The organism is Ruegeria sp. AH3, from assembly GCF_056536265.1.
This window is the reverse complement of sequence record NZ_JBQFJL010000001.1, coordinates 1,702,862-1,716,457: the sequence shown is the minus strand read 5'-3', so window position 1 is coordinate 1,716,457 and position 13,596 is coordinate 1,702,862. Positions and strand designations below refer to the sequence as shown.

Below are 13,596 nucleotides of genomic sequence, written 5' to 3'. Positions count from 1 at the left end.
GTGCATTGCGTGGCACAGTCGGGTCATATCCTACTTTGAAACAAGAATAAGCCGGGGAGGGACGCGCTGATGAAGGAACGGGTCGAGATATTCGAGGTCGGGCCGAGGGATGGGCTTCAGAACGAGAAGCGCGAGATCCCGGTGGCCGAGAAGGTGGCTTTGGTCGATTGCCTCAGCCGCGCCGGGTTTAACCGGATTGAAGTCGCAAGCTTTGTCTCACCGAAATGGGTGCCACAGATGGCAGGCAGCGGTGCGGTTCTGGCCGGGATCACGCGGGCCGAGGGCGTACGCTATGCAGCGCTGACGCCGAATATGCGTGGATATGAGGATGCTTTGGCAGCCAAGGCAGATGAGATTGCGGTGTTTGCATCAGCGTCCGAAGGGTTCTCGAAAGCCAACATCAATGCGACCATTGCTGAGTCCATCGAACGCTTCGTCCCGATCCTTGAGGCTGCGCGCCACATCGATCTGCCGGTTCGAGGGTATGTTTCTTGCGTGACCGATTGCCCGTATGACGGCCCAACCCCTCCCGAGAAGGTGGCCGAGGTGGCAGACGCCTTGTTTGCCCACGGCTGCTATGAGATTTCGCTGGGCGATACGATTGGACAGGGAACCCCGGACAAGATCGCGCATATGTTGCTGGCAGTTCGTGAACGGGTGCCGGTGACTCGGCTTGCGGGTCATTTCCACGACACCAACGGGCGTGCGATTGATAATATCGACGCCTCGCTGGCGCTGGGCGTGCGGGTGTTTGACGCCGCCGTGGGCGGGTTGGGGGGGTGCCCCTACGCGCCCGGAGCGGCAGGCAATGTCGCGACCGAAGCGGTGGCTGCGCATCTGGAACGGCTGGGATATGAGACGGGTCTGGATGCGTCTGTTCTGGAACAGGCGGCGGACATGGCGCGGGCAATGCGGACGGAATAAGATATGTTCGAGACTATAACTCTGAAAACAGACGAACGCGGCGTGGCCACTCTGACGCTGGATCGTCCGGAGAAGCATAACGCGTTGTCGGCGCAGATGATTGCAGAACTGACACAGGCCACCGGGCAATTGGCCAGTGATGACTCGGTGCGGGTGGTCGTTCTGGCCGCATCGGGCAAGAGCTTTTGCGCCGGCGGTGATCTTGGCTGGATGCAGGCACAAATGGCGGCCGATCCCGAGACGCGCTTTGTTGAGGCGCGCAAGCTGGCCGAGATGCTGAACGCCCTGAACACGCTGCCCAAACCCCTGATCGGCGCGTTGCAGGGTAATGCGTTTGGTGGCGGCGTGGGGATGGCCTCGGTCTGTGATGTGGCAATTGGAGTGGACGGCCTGAAGATGGGTTTGACCGAGACCCGTCTGGGCCTGATCCCAGCCACGATCGGCCCCTATGTCATTGCCCGCATGGGAGAAGCGCGGGCGCGGCGTGTCTTTATGTCCGCTCGCCTGTTCGACGCCGCAGAAGCAGTGGAACTGGGCCTGCTGGCCCGCGCCGTGCCCGCCGACTCGCTAACAGACGCGGTTGAGGCGGAAATCCAACCTTATTTGTCCTGCGCGCCGGGCGCAGTCGCTTCGGCCAAGCAGATGATCCAGTCGCTTGGGCCGCGCATTGACGATGCTGTGATTGATCACACCATTCAACAGCTTGTCGCGCGCTGGGAAACCGACGAAGCAAAAGAGGGAATCGCGGCCTTCTTCGACAAGCGAAAACCTGTATGGAATAGACAGGTTTAACCGGTCAGGCGGATCGAAGAGCCTTCGTAGCCATAGCCGGTTGAGGAATGGTAATATTGCCTGCCTGCGCGTTTCTGTTCGGTTGACCCTCTGACCCCACAGGGATAGAGAATGTCCAGTCAAATCGCCAATTGACGGCGCACCCTTCCGGGACATGCGCAGGAAAGGAGCTATACGTGGAAGACCTGCTGCGGGAGTACCTCCCGATTCTGGTGTTTCTGGCCGTTGCCGTGGGCCTTGGAATCGTGCTGATTCTGGCTGCTGTGGTCCTGGCTGTCCGCAATCCAGACCCCGAAAAGGTCAGCGCATATGAATGTGGCTTCAACGCCTTCGACGATGCGCGGATGAAATTCGATGTCCGATTCTATCTGGTCTCGATTCTTTTCATCATCTTCGATCTGGAAATCGCCTTCCTGTTTCCCTGGGCCGTTGGCTTCAAGGACATCAGCGATGTTGGGTTCTGGTCGATGATGGTGTTCCTGGCGGTGCTGACCATCGGCTTTGCCTATGAATGGAAGAAGGGGGCCCTGGAATGGGAGTGATGACGGGTGCAAACACCGCAGGCGTCGACAAGGAAGTCGCCACCCAGGCCCTGAATGCTGAGTTGCAGGACAAAGGGTTCCTGCTGACCTCGACCGAGGACATCATCAATTGGGCCCGGACAGGGTCATTGCACTGGATGACCTTTGGTTTGGCCTGCTGCGCGGTTGAGATGATGCACACTTCGATGCCGCGTTACGATGCGGAACGGTTTGGCATCGCGCCGCGCGCCTCCCCACGTCAGTCGGACGTGATGATCGTGGCCGGAACCCTGACCAACAAGATGGCCCCTGCGCTGCGCAAGGTCTACGATCAGATGCCCGAGCCGCGCTATGTGATCTCGATGGGGTCCTGCGCCAATGGCGGTGGCTACTACCACTATTCCTATTCTGTTGTGCGTGGGTGCGACCGCGTTGTGCCCGTCGACATATACGTACCCGGCTGCCCTCCAACCGCTGAGGCGCTGCTTTATGGTCTGATGCAGCTGCAACGCAAAATCCGCCGCACCGGCACCATCGTACGCTGAGGAGAGGGCAGATGAGCGAAGCACTCAAGGAACTCGGCGCGCAGTTGGAACTGAAGCGGGCAGATTGCGTTCTGTCCTGGGACGTGACCTATGACGAGTTGAACGTGGATGTTGCCCCGTCGAATCTGGTGGAATTTGTCGAATTTCTGAAATCCGACCAGAACTGCAAGTTCTCGTCTCTGGTCGATATCACCGGAGTTGATTATCCCGAGCGCGCCAAACGGTTCGACGTGGTCTATCACTTCCTGTCGATGTACCAGAATCAGCGTATCCGCTTGCGGGTCTCGATCCGCGAGGATGACATGGTGCCTTCAATTGTCGACATCCATCCTTCGGCCAACTGGTTCGAGCGTGAGGTGTTCGATATGTTCGGCATCCTGTTCTCGGGCCACCCGGACCTGCGGCGTATCCTTACGGATTATGGCTTCAGGGGTTACCCGCTGCGCAAGGATTTTCCGACCACCGGCTATACCGAGGTTCGCTATGACGAGGCGCAAAAGCGCGTGGTCTATGAGCCTGTCTCGCTGGTGCAGGAATACCGTCAATTCGATTTCATGTCCCCGTGGGAAGGTGCGAACTACATTCTTCCGGGGGATGAGAAGCAGGAGTCGTAAGTCATGGAGTTCCTGATCTGGATTGCCGTCACGGTTGCCACGATTATCCCGATGCTGAAACTGCTACCGCATTTCGGGATCGAGAAATACTGGGTCGTCGCCTGCGTCATACCGATCGGAACGCTGATCCTGATCTGGATCATGGCCATGAAACTACAAGAGATGGAGCGCCGTTGATGGGGCTTGGGGAACTGATCGCGCTTGGGGCGCTGGGTGTTCTGCTGGCCGGTGCCGCTGCCAAGGCGGCTGAAGCGGAAAAGGTCCGGGTTCGGGCCGAAGCGAAAAAGAAACGAGGGCGTTGATGGACGGCTCAAGATATGATGACGGCAGCACGGATGCGCTGAGCGGAGAACAGAAGATCCGCAACTTCAACATCAACTTCGGCCCGCAACACCCTGCGGCGCACGGGGTTTTGCGTTTGGTACTCGAACTGGACGGCGAGATCGTCGAGCGTTGCGACCCGCATATCGGCCTGCTGCACCGTGGCACCGAAAAGCTGATGGAAAGCCGGACGTATCTGCAGAACCTGCCGTATTTCGACCGTCTGGATTATGTGGCGCCGATGAACCAGGAACATGCCTGGTGTCTGGCCATCGAAAAACTGACCGGAGTGGAAGTGCCGCGCCGGGGCTCTCTGATCCGCGTTTTGTATTCCGAGATTGGCCGCATTCTGAACCATCTGCTGAACGTGACGACTCAGGCAATGGATGTGGGCGCGCTGACACCTCCTTTGTGGGGTTTCGAGGAACGCGAAAAGCTGATGGTGTTCTATGAGCGTGCCTGTGGTGCCCGCCTGCACGCCGCCTATTTCCGCCCCGGTGGCGTTCATCAGGACCTGCCGCCGGAACTGCTGGACGATATCGAGGCGTGGAGCCACGAATTCCCCGCCGTTCTGGACGACATCGACGGTCTGCTGACCGAAAACCGCATCTTCAAACAGCGTAACGCCGATATCGGGGTCGTGACCGAGGATGACATTCAGAAATACGGCTTCTCGGGCGTCATGGTGCGTGGGTCAGGCCTGGCATGGGACTTGCGCCGCGCGCAGCCCTATGAATGCTATGACGAGTTCGAATTCCAGATCCCCGTTGGTAAAAACGGCGACTGCTATGATCGCTACCTCGTACGCATGGAAGAGATGCGCCAGTCGCTGCTGATCATCCGTCAGGCCATCACCAAAATCCGCGAATGTCCCGGAGACGTTCTGGCGCGCGGCAAGATCACCCCGCCGAAACGCTCGGACATGAAGACCTCGATGGAAAGCCTGATCCATCACTTCAAGCTCTACACCGAAGGCTTCCACGTCCCCGCAGGCGAGGTCTACGCCGCCGTCGAAGCCCCCAAGGGCGAGTTCGGCGTTTATCTGGTCGCCGACGGAACCAACAAACCCTACCGCGCCAAATTGCGCGCGCCGGGCTTCCTGCACCTGCAAGCCATGGACCACGTCGCCGGAGGGCACCAACTGGCCGACGTCGCCGCCATCATCGGCACCATGGACGTCGTATTTGGAGAGATTGACCGCTAATGCTCCGCCGTCTTCATCCCGAACAACCCGATAGTTTCGCCTTCACCGCTGCAAACCAGCAATGGGCCGAAGCGCAGCTCACCAAATACCCCGAAGGCCGTCAGGCCAGCGCGGTGATCCCGCTGCTGTGGCGCGCGCAGGAGCAGGAGGGCTGGCTGAGCCGTCCGGCGATTGAATCTGTGGCTGATATGCTGGGCATGGCTTACATTCGCGTGCTTGAGGTGGCCTCGTTCTACTTCATGTTCCAGCTACAACCGGTTGGGTCTGTGGCGCATATTCAGGTCTGTGGGACGACCTCCTGCATGATCTGTGGGGCCGAGGATCTGATTGCGGTCTGCAAAGAAAAGATTGCCGCCAAGCCGCATCAACTTTCTGCTGATGGCAAGCTGAGTTGGGAAGAGGTGGAATGCCTTGGATCCTGCACCAATGCGCCTATGGCTCAGATCGGCAAGGATTACTACGAGGACCTGACTGCCGAGAGTTTTGGTAAGGTCATCGATGATCTGGTCGCTGGCAAAGTACCGACCCCGGGTCCGCAAAACGGGCGCTATGCGGCTGAGCCCCTGAAAGGGCTGACCAGTCTGACGAATTATGACAGTGGCAGAACGCAGTATAACGCTAGTGTTCAACTCGCTTCCGATCTGGGCGATACGGTCAAGCGCATCGACGGCACCGAGGTACCAATCCTGACACCTTGGCTGGGCAAAGACGGCAAGGCGGCGTCAACCAAAGCTGCACCGAAACCGCCTAAGGCTCCGGCCCCGGCGAAACCTGCGGTGAAACAGGCCGCCGAGGCGAAGGCGGCTAAGGAAGATCAGCCCGAGACCCTGACCGATGCGCGCGATGGTAAGCCGGATGATCTGAAGATGCTGAAAGGCGTTGGGCCGAAACTGGAAGAAACGCTGAACGGCTTGGGCTTTTTCCACTACGATCAGATCGCTAAATGGACGCCCGAGCAGGTGGCCTGGGTTGATGCTCGGCTGAAATTCAAAGGCCGGATCGAACGCGACGGTTGGATCGAACAAGCGGCCAAGCTGGCAGCGGGTGAAGAGACAGAATTTGCCAAACGTGCCAAGGAAGATGGCACATACGACGACTAGAACAGGTGCCCCTTTAGGGCATCGGGATGAGATGGATAAGGACAAGGAACAGGCCATAGCCCGCAAGGGCCGCCATATCGGCATCGTCATCGCGGTGACGATGATCCTTTGGCTTGCCATGTCCTTTGTCGGTCCGCAACTGGGATTGCCGGGCCGCTATGCGCTGCTTTTTGATTTTGCCGCTCTGGCAGGGTTCATTTATGCGGGCGTCAACATTTTTCAACTCTGGCGCATGCGTCAGGACAGCTGAAGGTAACACGCGATGCTGAAGGATCAGGACCGGATCTTTACCAACATCTACGGGATGCATGAGCGCACGCTGAAAGGCGCGCAGGCCCGCGGGCATTGGGACGGCACCGCTGGCCTGATCGGCAACGGGCGGGACTGGATCATCCAGACGATGAAGGATTCAGGTCTGCGTGGCCGCGGCGGTGCGGGCTTCCCGACTGGTCTGAAATGGTCGTTCATGCCCAAGGAAAGTGACGGACGTCCGGCCTATCTGGTTGTGAATGCGGATGAATCCGAGCCCGGCACCTGCAAAGACCGCGAGATCATGCGCCATGATCCGCATACGCTGATCGAAGGGTGCCTGATTGCGTCCTTCGCGATGAATGCGCACACTTGCTACATCTACCTGCGCGGTGAATACATCCGCGAGCGCGAAGCGCTGCAGGCCGCAATTGACGAAGCTTATGACGCTGGTTTGCTGGGCAAGAATGCGGCTGGCTCTGGATGGGATTTCGACCTGTTTCTGCATCACGGGGCTGGGGCCTATATCTGCGGCGAAGAAACCGCCCTGATCGAAAGCCTTGAGGGCAAGAAGGGGATGCCGAGGATGAAGCCGCCGTTCCCGGCAGGGGCAGGTCTTTATGGCTGCCCGACCACCGTGAACAATGTGGAATCCATTGCCGTTGTTCCTACCATCTTGCGCCGTGGCGCGGACTGGTTTGCGGGTTTTGGCCGTCAGAACAACGCAGGCACCAAGCTGTTTGCGATCTCAGGTCATGTGAACAACCCGTGCGTCGTCGAAGAGGCGATGTCGATATCCTTCGAAGAACTGATCGAAACCCATTGTGGCGGTATTCGCGGCGGTTGGGATAATCTGCTGGCCGTGATCCCGGGCGGTTCGTCCGTGCCGTGTGTGCGTGGAGAAAACATGCGCGACGCGATCATGGATTTCGACTATTTGCGCGGTGAGCTGGGCTCGGGTCTTGGCACGGCTGCGGTCATCGTGATGGACAAATCCACCGATATCATCAAAGCGATCTGGCGACTGTCCAAGTTCTACAAGCACGAAAGCTGCGGTCAGTGTACACCGTGCCGCGAAGGCACCGGCTGGATGATGCGTGTGATGGACCGATTGGTGCGCGGCGAGGCCGAACTCGAAGAGATCGACATGCTGTTCGACGTAACCAAACAGGTCGAAGGGCATACGATCTGTGCGCTGGGTGACGCGGCGGCGTGGCCGATCCAGGGCCTGATCCGCAACTTCCGGGAAGAGATCGAAGATCGCATCAAAGCCCAGAAGTCGGGCCGTATGGGCGCGATGGCGGCGGAGTGATCATAATGGGGCAGGCTGTCGAATACTTGCACGCTGTCACGTTTGTGATGACGTATTGATGGGGGAAAAGATGCGCGTGAAACGATCCCTGATCTTTTTTTTGGCTGCAGCGACGGTTGTGTCGGCTTGCGGTGAGGCTCCTTCTCGGGCCAATCGAGTGGCCTTTGACGGACAGTTCTTTAACGCCAAGGCCAAGCCGGTCAACAAACGCGTGTCTCCGACCGATTTCACGGTCACGGTGAATGGCGTCTCTGCTTCTGTGGACGGCGCGCGCGAGGCTGGGCGATTTGAGGGCACCAAATACTGCGTGCAGAATTTCGGGTCGTCGCGCATCGACTGGGCGGTAGGCCCGGATACAGAGCCGCAGAAGCTGCGGATCGAGAAGGACAAGCTGACTTTTGCAGGAACGTGTCAGCGTCCATGATTCGTGTTATCGGATATCACGACGCGGGTCGCGTGGCGTTATTGACTAGCGCATCAGACGGGGTGCGTCTTGGGAAACCCAAGACGAAAGGAAAATCCATGTCTGTTCTGAAGAAGCTTGCGCTGGCCACAGCACTGGTTGTCCCTATTGCCGCCGAGGCGAAGCCGCCTTTGCGCGAAGTCAAAGAGATCGACAACGAACTCTACTACATCGCAATCGCAAACGAGATTTCCGAATATTGCTCGTCGATCAGCGGGCGCCGGATGAAGGCGATCGGGGTGATGTGGGGCTTGAGGTCCAAAGCAAACAAACTGGGATATTCGGACGGTGAAATCCGCGCCTACGTGGATTCGGATGCCGAAAAGGACCGGATGCGCGCCAAGGGCGAAGCGTATCTGGCGCAGAACGGCGTATCCTATGAAAATCCCAATTCTTTCTGCACGTTGGGCAAGAAAGAAATCGAAAGAAACAGCGCCATTGGCGTGTATTTGAGGGCGAACTAGACCATGTCTGACCTCCGCAAGATCAATATCGACGGGCAAGAAATTGAAGTCGATGGGGCGATGACCCTGATCCAGGCTTGTGAACAGGCCGGGGTCGAGGTGCCGCGCTTCTGCTATCATGAGCGTTTGTCGATTGCCGGGAACTGCCGGATGTGTCTGGTGGAGGTCGTTGGTGGCCCGCCGAAACCGGCGGCCTCTTGCGCGATGCAGGTGCGTGATCTGCGCCCAGGGCCTGAGGGCCAACCTCCGGTGGTCAAGACGAACTCTCCCATGGTCAAGAAGGCCCGCGAAGGGGTGATGGAATTTCTGTTGATCAACCACCCGCTGGACTGCCCGATCTGCGATCAGGGCGGTGAATGCGACCTGCAGGATCAGGCGATGGCCTATGGCCTGTCCGGCACGCGCTTCAAGGAAGCCAAGCGCGCGGTCGATGATCTGGATCTGGGGCCGTTGGTCGGTACTGCGATGACCCGTTGTATCTCCTGCACCCGCTGCGTGCGGTTTACCACCGAGGTGGCCGGGATCACCCAAATGGGTCAGACCGGTCGTGGTGAGGATGCTGAGATCACGTCGTATCTGAACCAGACGCTCGATTCGAACCTGCAAGGCAACATTATCGACTTGTGTCCGGTTGGGGCGCTGACGTCCAAGCCCTACGCCTTTACCGCCCGTCCATGGGAGCTGACCAAGACTGAGTCCATCGATGTGATGGACGCATTGGGCTCGAACATCCGCGTGGATACCAAGGGGCGTGAAGTTATGCGCTTTTTGCCGCGTAACCATGACGGTGTGAACGAGGAATGGATCAGCGACAAGACCCGCTTTGTCTGGGATGGGCTGCGTCGTCAGCGACTGGATCGGCCCTACGTCCGCGAGAACGGCAAGTTGCGGCCCGCGACTTGGCCTGAGGCGCTGACCAAAGCCGCGGAGGCGCTGAAAGGTGCCGAGAAACTCGCCGGTATCGTGGGTGACCTGGCTCCGGTTGAGGCTGCCTTTGCGCTGAAACAGATGATCGAAGGGCAGGGCGGTGTTGTTGAATGCCGGACTGATGGTGCCAAGCTGCCTGCTGGTAATCGCGGGGCCTATGCCGGGACTGCTGCTATCGAGGACATTGATAGCGCCGAGCGTATTCTGCTGATCGGCACCAACCCGCGTGATGAGGCTCCGGTTCTGAACGCGCGTATCCGTAAGGCATGGGCGCATGGGGCCGAAGTGGCTTTGGTTGGGCCTCCCGTCGATTTGACCTATGCGTATCATCATATGGGTGACGATCGCGCTGCGCTGCAAAAAGTCGTCGACATGGGGGGCGATGATGAGATCAAAGGCAAGTCGTCGTTGGTCATCGTTGGTCAGGGCGCGCTGCAAGAGGCCGATGGCGCTGCGGTTCTGGCCGCCGCGCAAACCATCGCAACGAATACAGATAGTGGTCTGATCATCCTGCACACTGCCGCTTCGCGTGTCGGTGCGATGGAGGTAGATGCGACAAACGAAGGCGGTATGGACGCCGTGAGTGCGGCTGATGTGATCTACAACCTTGGTGCGGATGAGGTTGAGATCGGCGAGAGTGCCTTCGTGATCTATCAAGGCAGCCACGGTGATCGGGGTGCCCACCGCGCTGACGTGATCCTGCCGGGCGCCGCCTATACCGAGGAAAACGGCCTGTTCGTGAACACCGAAGGTCGTCCGCAACTGGCCATGCGTGCAGGCTTCGCACCGGGTGAAGCCAAGGAAAACTGGGCGATCCTGCGGGCCTTGTCTGCTGAATTGGGCGCGACGCTGCCCTATGACTCACTGGCACAACTGCGCACGGCTCTGATTGAGGCGGTTCCGCACCTGGCCCAGATTGATGAAGTGATCGAGAACGAAGTTCAGGCGCTGGAGGCTGGCCCGTTGGGCAAGGCCACTTTCCGCTATGCGATTAAGGATTTCTACCTGACCAATCCGATCGCGCGCGCCTCGCAACTGATGGCCGAGCTTTCGGCGCAGGCGCAGTCCCGCAAATCCGAGAAGATTGCGGCAGAATGAACCCAACCTGTTTCATATCACAGACAAACGCGGCGGCTGGGTGGCAGTTCGCCGCGCCTGATTTGTGTGTGAAACCCAAGATTAAGGGTGGCGCAATGGCGGCAGATGCTGTTTACACCAACGCGCCGACCCAGCCGCAGATTGCGCAGGCATCTGGCCTTTGCATCGCACGCGGAAAACGGAATACCCACGGTGTGAGGACCAATGGCAGATTTCTTTAACACCCCAGGCGGAATAGCCATCATCATTCTGGCGCAAGTGCTTGCTGTTGTGGCCTTCGTTATGATCTCGCTGTTGTTCCTCGTGTACGGAGACCGCAAGATCTGGGCCGCTGTCCAGATGCGCCGCGGCCCCAATGTGGTGGGCGTCTACGGTCTGCTGCAATCGGTGGCGGACGCGCTGAAATATGTGGTGAAAGAGGTCGTTATCCCTGCTGGTGCGGATCGGACAGTTTTCATCCTCGCGCCGCTGACGTCCTTTGTTCTGGCGATGATCGCTTGGGCGGTGATCCCCTTCAACGACGGTTGGGTTCTGTCGGATATCAACGTCGCAATTCTCTATGTCTTCGCCGTATCCTCGCTGGAAGTTTATGGAGTGATTATGGGCGGTTGGGCGTCGAACTCAAAGTATCCGTTTCTGGGTTCGTTGCGCTCGGCCGCGCAGATGATTTCCTATGAGGTTTCCATTGGTTTGATCATCATCGGTGTGATCATCTCGACGGGTTCGATGAATTTTGGCCACATTGTCGAGGCTCAGGACGGTCGTTTCGGCTTCTTCAGCTGGTACTGGCTACCGCATTTTCCGATGGTTTTCCTGTTCTTCATCTCGGCTTTGGCGGAAACGAACCGCCCGCCGTTTGATCTGCCCGAGGCGGAATCGGAACTGGTCGCAGGCTATCAGGTCGAATACTCGGCCACACCCTTCCTGCTGTTCATGGCCGGTGAATACATCGCCATCTTCCTGATGTGCGCGCTGACCACGCTGCTGTTCTTCGGCGGCTGGCTGTCGCCAATCCCCGGTCTGCCCGATGGCGTGCTGTGGATGGTCGCCAAGATGGCGTTCTTCTTCTTCCTCTTCGCGATGGTCAAGGCGATCACGCCCCGCTACCGCTATGACCAACTGATGCGGCTGGGTTGGAAAGTGTTCCTGCCGTTCTCGCTGGTATGGGTGGTGTTCGTGGCCTTTGCGGCGAAATTCGACTGGTTCTGGGGCGCGTTCGCCCGTTGGAGCGTAGGAGGCTGATTATGACCCAAATCGACTACACCCGCGCCGCCAAATACTTCCTACTGCAGGACTTCTGGGTCGGTATGAAACTGGGGCTTAAGTATTTCTTCGCCCCCAAAGCCACCGTGAACTACCCACACGAAAAGGGGCCCCTGTCTCCGCGCTTTCGTGGCGAACATGCCCTGCGCCGGTATCCCAATGGCGAAGAACGCTGCATCGCTTGTAAACTGTGCGAAGCGATCTGCCCGGCCCAAGCGATCACCATCGACGCCGAACCGCGCGAAGACGGCAGTCGCCGCACTACGCGCTATGACATCGACATGACCAAGTGCATCTATTGCGGTTTCTGCCAAGAGGCCTGTCCGGTCGATGCGATTGTCGAAGGCCCGAACTTCGAATTCGCGACTGAGACCCGCGAAGAGCTGTTCTACGACAAGCAAAAACTTCTGGATAACGGCGAACGCTGGGAAGCAGAGATCGCCCGCAATCTGGAAATGGACGCGCCGTACAGATGAGTGACAGCCCGACAAATCCGTTCGAGCTGATGATGAAGCAGGCTCAGGACATGGCCAAGGCGATGAACCCGGCGATGGAGAATTTCTCGCCCAAGGGGTTCGAGGCGCTGTGGCCGACCATGCCCAAAGAGGTCATGGAGATGATGTTTGGCAATACCGTCAACAAAGATGGTCTGGATGCCAAAACGCGCCTGCTACTGACGCTGGCTGGGTTGACCTGTCAGGGCGCGCAGGCCGATAGCGCCGTGCGCCAGACGGTGCGCCATGCGCTGGAAGCAGGTGCGAAGAAACAAGAGATCGTGGAAACGATCGGTCAGATGTCGGTCTTTGCCGGCATCCCGGCCATGACCCGCGCGCTGGATCTGGCGCAAGAGGTCATGGGCGATAACGAGGATGAGGATCAATGACCGTCTTTGCCTTCTACCTGTTTGCCATCAGCGCCATCACCGGCGGGCTGTTTACGGTGATCAGCCGCCAACCGGTGCACTCGGTGCTATGGCTGATCCTGTCGTTTCTGTCTTCGGCGGGGCTGTTCGTTCTGCTGGGGGCCGAGTTTGTGGCGATGTTGCTGATCATCGTCTATGTCGGCGCGGTCGCGGTCCTGTTCCTGTTTGTTGTTATGATGCTGGACGTGGACTTTGCCGAGCTCAAGGCCGAGATGGCGCGCTATATGCCGCTTGCCCTGCTGATCGGTCTGGTGATCCTGATGCAGTTTGTCATGGCCTTCGGGGCCTGGGACAGCGCGCAAGGAGCCGCGGCCAATCTGGCCCAGCCGGTCCCGACGGACCGTCATAACACCGAGGCGCTCGGCGTTATCCTTTACGATCAATACTTCCTTCTGTTCCAGCTGGCAGGCCTGATCCTGCTGGTGGCCATGATTGGCGCCATCGTGCTGACTTTGCGCCACCGTCAGGACATCAAGCGTCAGGACATCATCGGCCAGATGATGCGCGACCCGGCCAAAGCGATGGAGTTGAAGGACGTGAAACCGGGGCAGGGGCTATAAGACGATGATCGGACTTGAACACTATCTTACGGTCGCGGCGACGCTGTTTGTCATCGGCATCTTCGGTCTCTTCCTGAACCGCAAGAACGTCATCATCCTGCTGATGAGCATCGAACTGATGCTGCTGGCGGTGAATATCAACCTCGTGGCATTCTCCAGTTTCCTCGGCGATCTGGTCGGGCAGGTGTTTACGCTGTTCGTGCTGACCGTTGCGGCGGCTGAGGCGGCGATTGGTCTGGCCATTCTGGTCTGCTTCTTCCGCAACCGCGGCTCCATCGCGGTTGAAGACGTCAATATGATGAAGGGCTAAGAGAACT

The 13,596-nt window shown here is 58.6% G+C and carries 19 protein-coding genes; all 19 read left to right on the top strand.

Annotated elements, in window-relative coordinates; genetic code table 11:
* Nucleotides 1-69 precede the first annotated feature (69 nt).
* A complete protein-coding gene (locus ACR3EM_RS08660; RefSeq protein ID WP_480470310.1) occupies nucleotides 70-924 on the top strand; it encodes a hydroxymethylglutaryl-CoA lyase in 855 nt (284 codons plus the stop codon).
* 3 nt (nucleotides 925-927) lie between these two features.
* Nucleotides 928-1,716 carry a crotonase/enoyl-CoA hydratase family protein gene (locus ACR3EM_RS08655; protein ID WP_480470309.1) on the top strand — a complete coding sequence of 263 codons (789 nt, stop codon included), beginning with the start codon at nucleotides 928-930 and terminating at the stop codon, nucleotides 1,714-1,716.
* Between the two features lie 176 nt (nucleotides 1,717-1,892).
* On the top strand, nucleotides 1,893-2,258 hold the full coding sequence (locus ACR3EM_RS08650) for an NADH-quinone oxidoreductase subunit A (protein WP_170325678.1): 366 nt from the start codon (nucleotides 1,893-1,895) through the stop codon (nucleotides 2,256-2,258).
* The gene (locus tag ACR3EM_RS08645) at nucleotides 2,249-2,782 is read left to right on the top strand and encodes a NuoB/complex I 20 kDa subunit family protein (protein WP_010442777.1); all 534 of its coding nucleotides are present in this window, start codon (nucleotides 2,249-2,251) and stop codon (nucleotides 2,780-2,782) included. The genes ACR3EM_RS08650 and ACR3EM_RS08645 overlap by 10 nt, the downstream gene beginning before the upstream one ends.
* Nucleotides 2,783-2,793: 11 nt before the next feature.
* Nucleotides 2,794-3,396, top strand: a complete 603-nt coding sequence (locus ACR3EM_RS08640; RefSeq protein ID WP_480470308.1) for an NADH-quinone oxidoreductase subunit C — start codon at nucleotides 2,794-2,796, stop codon at nucleotides 3,394-3,396.
* Between the two features lie 3 nt (nucleotides 3,397-3,399).
* Nucleotides 3,400-3,573, top strand: a complete 174-nt coding sequence (locus ACR3EM_RS08635) for a hypothetical protein (RefSeq protein WP_170397057.1) — start codon at nucleotides 3,400-3,402, stop codon at nucleotides 3,571-3,573.
* Nucleotides 3,573-3,698, top strand: a complete 126-nt coding sequence (locus ACR3EM_RS08630) for a hypothetical protein (RefSeq protein ID WP_010442774.1) — start codon at nucleotides 3,573-3,575, stop codon at nucleotides 3,696-3,698. Before ACR3EM_RS08635 ends, ACR3EM_RS08630 begins: the two co-directional genes overlap by 1 nt.
* Complete coding sequence (locus ACR3EM_RS08625; RefSeq protein ID WP_480470307.1) at nucleotides 3,698-4,921, top strand: NADH-quinone oxidoreductase subunit D; 1,224 nt, start codon at nucleotides 3,698-3,700, stop codon at nucleotides 4,919-4,921. Before ACR3EM_RS08630 ends, ACR3EM_RS08625 begins: the two co-directional genes overlap by 1 nt.
* Entirely contained in the window at nucleotides 4,921-6,021 is a 1,101-nt protein-coding gene (nuoE, locus tag ACR3EM_RS08620) for an NADH-quinone oxidoreductase subunit NuoE (RefSeq protein ID WP_480470306.1), read from the top strand. The genes ACR3EM_RS08625 and nuoE overlap by 1 nt, the downstream gene beginning before the upstream one ends.
* Before the next feature lie 31 nt (nucleotides 6,022-6,052).
* Nucleotides 6,053-6,271 (top strand): DUF5337 domain-containing protein, encoded by a 219-nt coding sequence (locus ACR3EM_RS08615; RefSeq protein ID WP_480471911.1) that lies wholly within the window; start codon nucleotides 6,053-6,055, stop codon nucleotides 6,269-6,271.
* Between the two features lie 12 nt (nucleotides 6,272-6,283).
* Entirely contained in the window at nucleotides 6,284-7,582 is a 1,299-nt protein-coding gene (gene nuoF / locus ACR3EM_RS08610; protein WP_480470305.1) for an NADH-quinone oxidoreductase subunit NuoF, read from the top strand.
* Nucleotides 7,583-7,652: 70 nt separating this feature from the next.
* Nucleotides 7,653-8,006, top strand: a complete 354-nt coding sequence (locus ACR3EM_RS08605; protein WP_480470304.1) for a hypothetical protein — start codon at nucleotides 7,653-7,655, stop codon at nucleotides 8,004-8,006.
* Nucleotides 8,007-8,104: 98 nt separating this feature from the next.
* Complete coding sequence (locus ACR3EM_RS08600; protein ID WP_480470303.1) at nucleotides 8,105-8,509, top strand: DUF5333 domain-containing protein; 405 nt, start codon at nucleotides 8,105-8,107, stop codon at nucleotides 8,507-8,509.
* Nucleotides 8,510-8,512: 3 nt separating this feature from the next.
* Nucleotides 8,513-10,534 carry an NADH-quinone oxidoreductase subunit NuoG gene (gene nuoG, locus ACR3EM_RS08595; RefSeq protein WP_480470302.1) on the top strand — a complete coding sequence of 674 codons (2,022 nt, stop codon included), beginning with the start codon at nucleotides 8,513-8,515 and terminating at the stop codon, nucleotides 10,532-10,534.
* A 204-nt stretch (nucleotides 10,535-10,738) separates the two neighbouring features.
* Nucleotides 10,739-11,776, top strand: a complete 1,038-nt coding sequence (gene nuoH, locus ACR3EM_RS08590; RefSeq protein ID WP_480470301.1) for an NADH-quinone oxidoreductase subunit NuoH — start codon at nucleotides 10,739-10,741, stop codon at nucleotides 11,774-11,776.
* A 2-nt stretch (nucleotides 11,777-11,778) separates the two neighbouring features.
* Nucleotides 11,779-12,273, top strand: a complete 495-nt coding sequence (gene nuoI, locus ACR3EM_RS08585) for an NADH-quinone oxidoreductase subunit NuoI (RefSeq protein WP_170397042.1) — start codon at nucleotides 11,779-11,781, stop codon at nucleotides 12,271-12,273.
* Nucleotides 12,270-12,680, top strand: a complete 411-nt coding sequence (locus ACR3EM_RS08580; protein WP_010442761.1) for a carboxymuconolactone decarboxylase family protein — start codon at nucleotides 12,270-12,272, stop codon at nucleotides 12,678-12,680. The genes nuoI and ACR3EM_RS08580 overlap by 4 nt, the downstream gene beginning before the upstream one ends.
* Nucleotides 12,677-13,279: an NADH-quinone oxidoreductase subunit J gene (locus tag ACR3EM_RS08575; RefSeq protein ID WP_008755476.1), complete on the top strand. Its 603-nt coding sequence runs from the start codon at nucleotides 12,677-12,679 to the stop codon at nucleotides 13,277-13,279. Before ACR3EM_RS08580 ends, ACR3EM_RS08575 begins: the two co-directional genes overlap by 4 nt.
* Nucleotides 13,280-13,283: 4 nt before the next feature.
* A complete protein-coding gene (nuoK, locus tag ACR3EM_RS08570) occupies nucleotides 13,284-13,589 on the top strand; it encodes an NADH-quinone oxidoreductase subunit NuoK (RefSeq protein ID WP_050602759.1) in 306 nt (101 codons plus the stop codon).
* Nucleotides 13,590-13,596: the final 7 nt, after the last annotated feature.

Excerpts from the sequence above, each read along its gene's own strand:
- ACR3EM_RS08660 (WP_480470310.1), top strand. The coding sequence starts at position 70 with ATGAAGGAACGGGTCGAGATATTCGAGGTCGGGCCGAGGGATGGGCTT.
- ACR3EM_RS08655 (WP_480470309.1), top strand. The coding sequence starts at position 928 with ATGTTCGAGACTATAACTCTGAAAACAGACGAACGCGGCGTGGCCACT.
- ACR3EM_RS08645 (WP_010442777.1), top strand. The coding sequence starts at position 2,249 with ATGGGAGTGATGACGGGTGCAAACACCGCAGGCGTCGACAAGGAAGTC.
- ACR3EM_RS08640 (WP_480470308.1), top strand. The coding sequence starts at position 2,794 with ATGAGCGAAGCACTCAAGGAACTCGGCGCGCAGTTGGAACTGAAGCGG.
- ACR3EM_RS08635 (WP_170397057.1), top strand. The coding sequence starts at position 3,400 with ATGGAGTTCCTGATCTGGATTGCCGTCACGGTTGCCACGATTATCCCG.
- ACR3EM_RS08630 (WP_010442774.1), top strand. The coding sequence starts at position 3,573 with ATGGGGCTTGGGGAACTGATCGCGCTTGGGGCGCTGGGTGTTCTGCTG.
- ACR3EM_RS08625 (WP_480470307.1), top strand. The coding sequence starts at position 3,698 with ATGGACGGCTCAAGATATGATGACGGCAGCACGGATGCGCTGAGCGGA.
- nuoE (WP_480470306.1), top strand. The coding sequence starts at position 4,921 with ATGCTCCGCCGTCTTCATCCCGAACAACCCGATAGTTTCGCCTTCACC.
- ACR3EM_RS08615 (WP_480471911.1), top strand. The coding sequence starts at position 6,053 with ATGGATAAGGACAAGGAACAGGCCATAGCCCGCAAGGGCCGCCATATC.
- nuoF (WP_480470305.1), top strand. The coding sequence starts at position 6,284 with ATGCTGAAGGATCAGGACCGGATCTTTACCAACATCTACGGGATGCAT.
- ACR3EM_RS08605 (WP_480470304.1), top strand. The coding sequence starts at position 7,653 with ATGCGCGTGAAACGATCCCTGATCTTTTTTTTGGCTGCAGCGACGGTT.
- ACR3EM_RS08600 (WP_480470303.1), top strand. The coding sequence starts at position 8,105 with ATGTCTGTTCTGAAGAAGCTTGCGCTGGCCACAGCACTGGTTGTCCCT.
- nuoG (WP_480470302.1), top strand. The coding sequence starts at position 8,513 with ATGTCTGACCTCCGCAAGATCAATATCGACGGGCAAGAAATTGAAGTC.
- nuoH (WP_480470301.1), top strand. The coding sequence starts at position 10,739 with ATGGCAGATTTCTTTAACACCCCAGGCGGAATAGCCATCATCATTCTG.
- nuoI (WP_170397042.1), top strand. The coding sequence starts at position 11,779 with ATGACCCAAATCGACTACACCCGCGCCGCCAAATACTTCCTACTGCAG.
- ACR3EM_RS08580 (WP_010442761.1), top strand. The coding sequence starts at position 12,270 with ATGAGTGACAGCCCGACAAATCCGTTCGAGCTGATGATGAAGCAGGCT.
- ACR3EM_RS08575 (WP_008755476.1), top strand. The coding sequence starts at position 12,677 with ATGACCGTCTTTGCCTTCTACCTGTTTGCCATCAGCGCCATCACCGGC.
- nuoK (WP_050602759.1), top strand. The coding sequence starts at position 13,284 with ATGATCGGACTTGAACACTATCTTACGGTCGCGGCGACGCTGTTTGTC.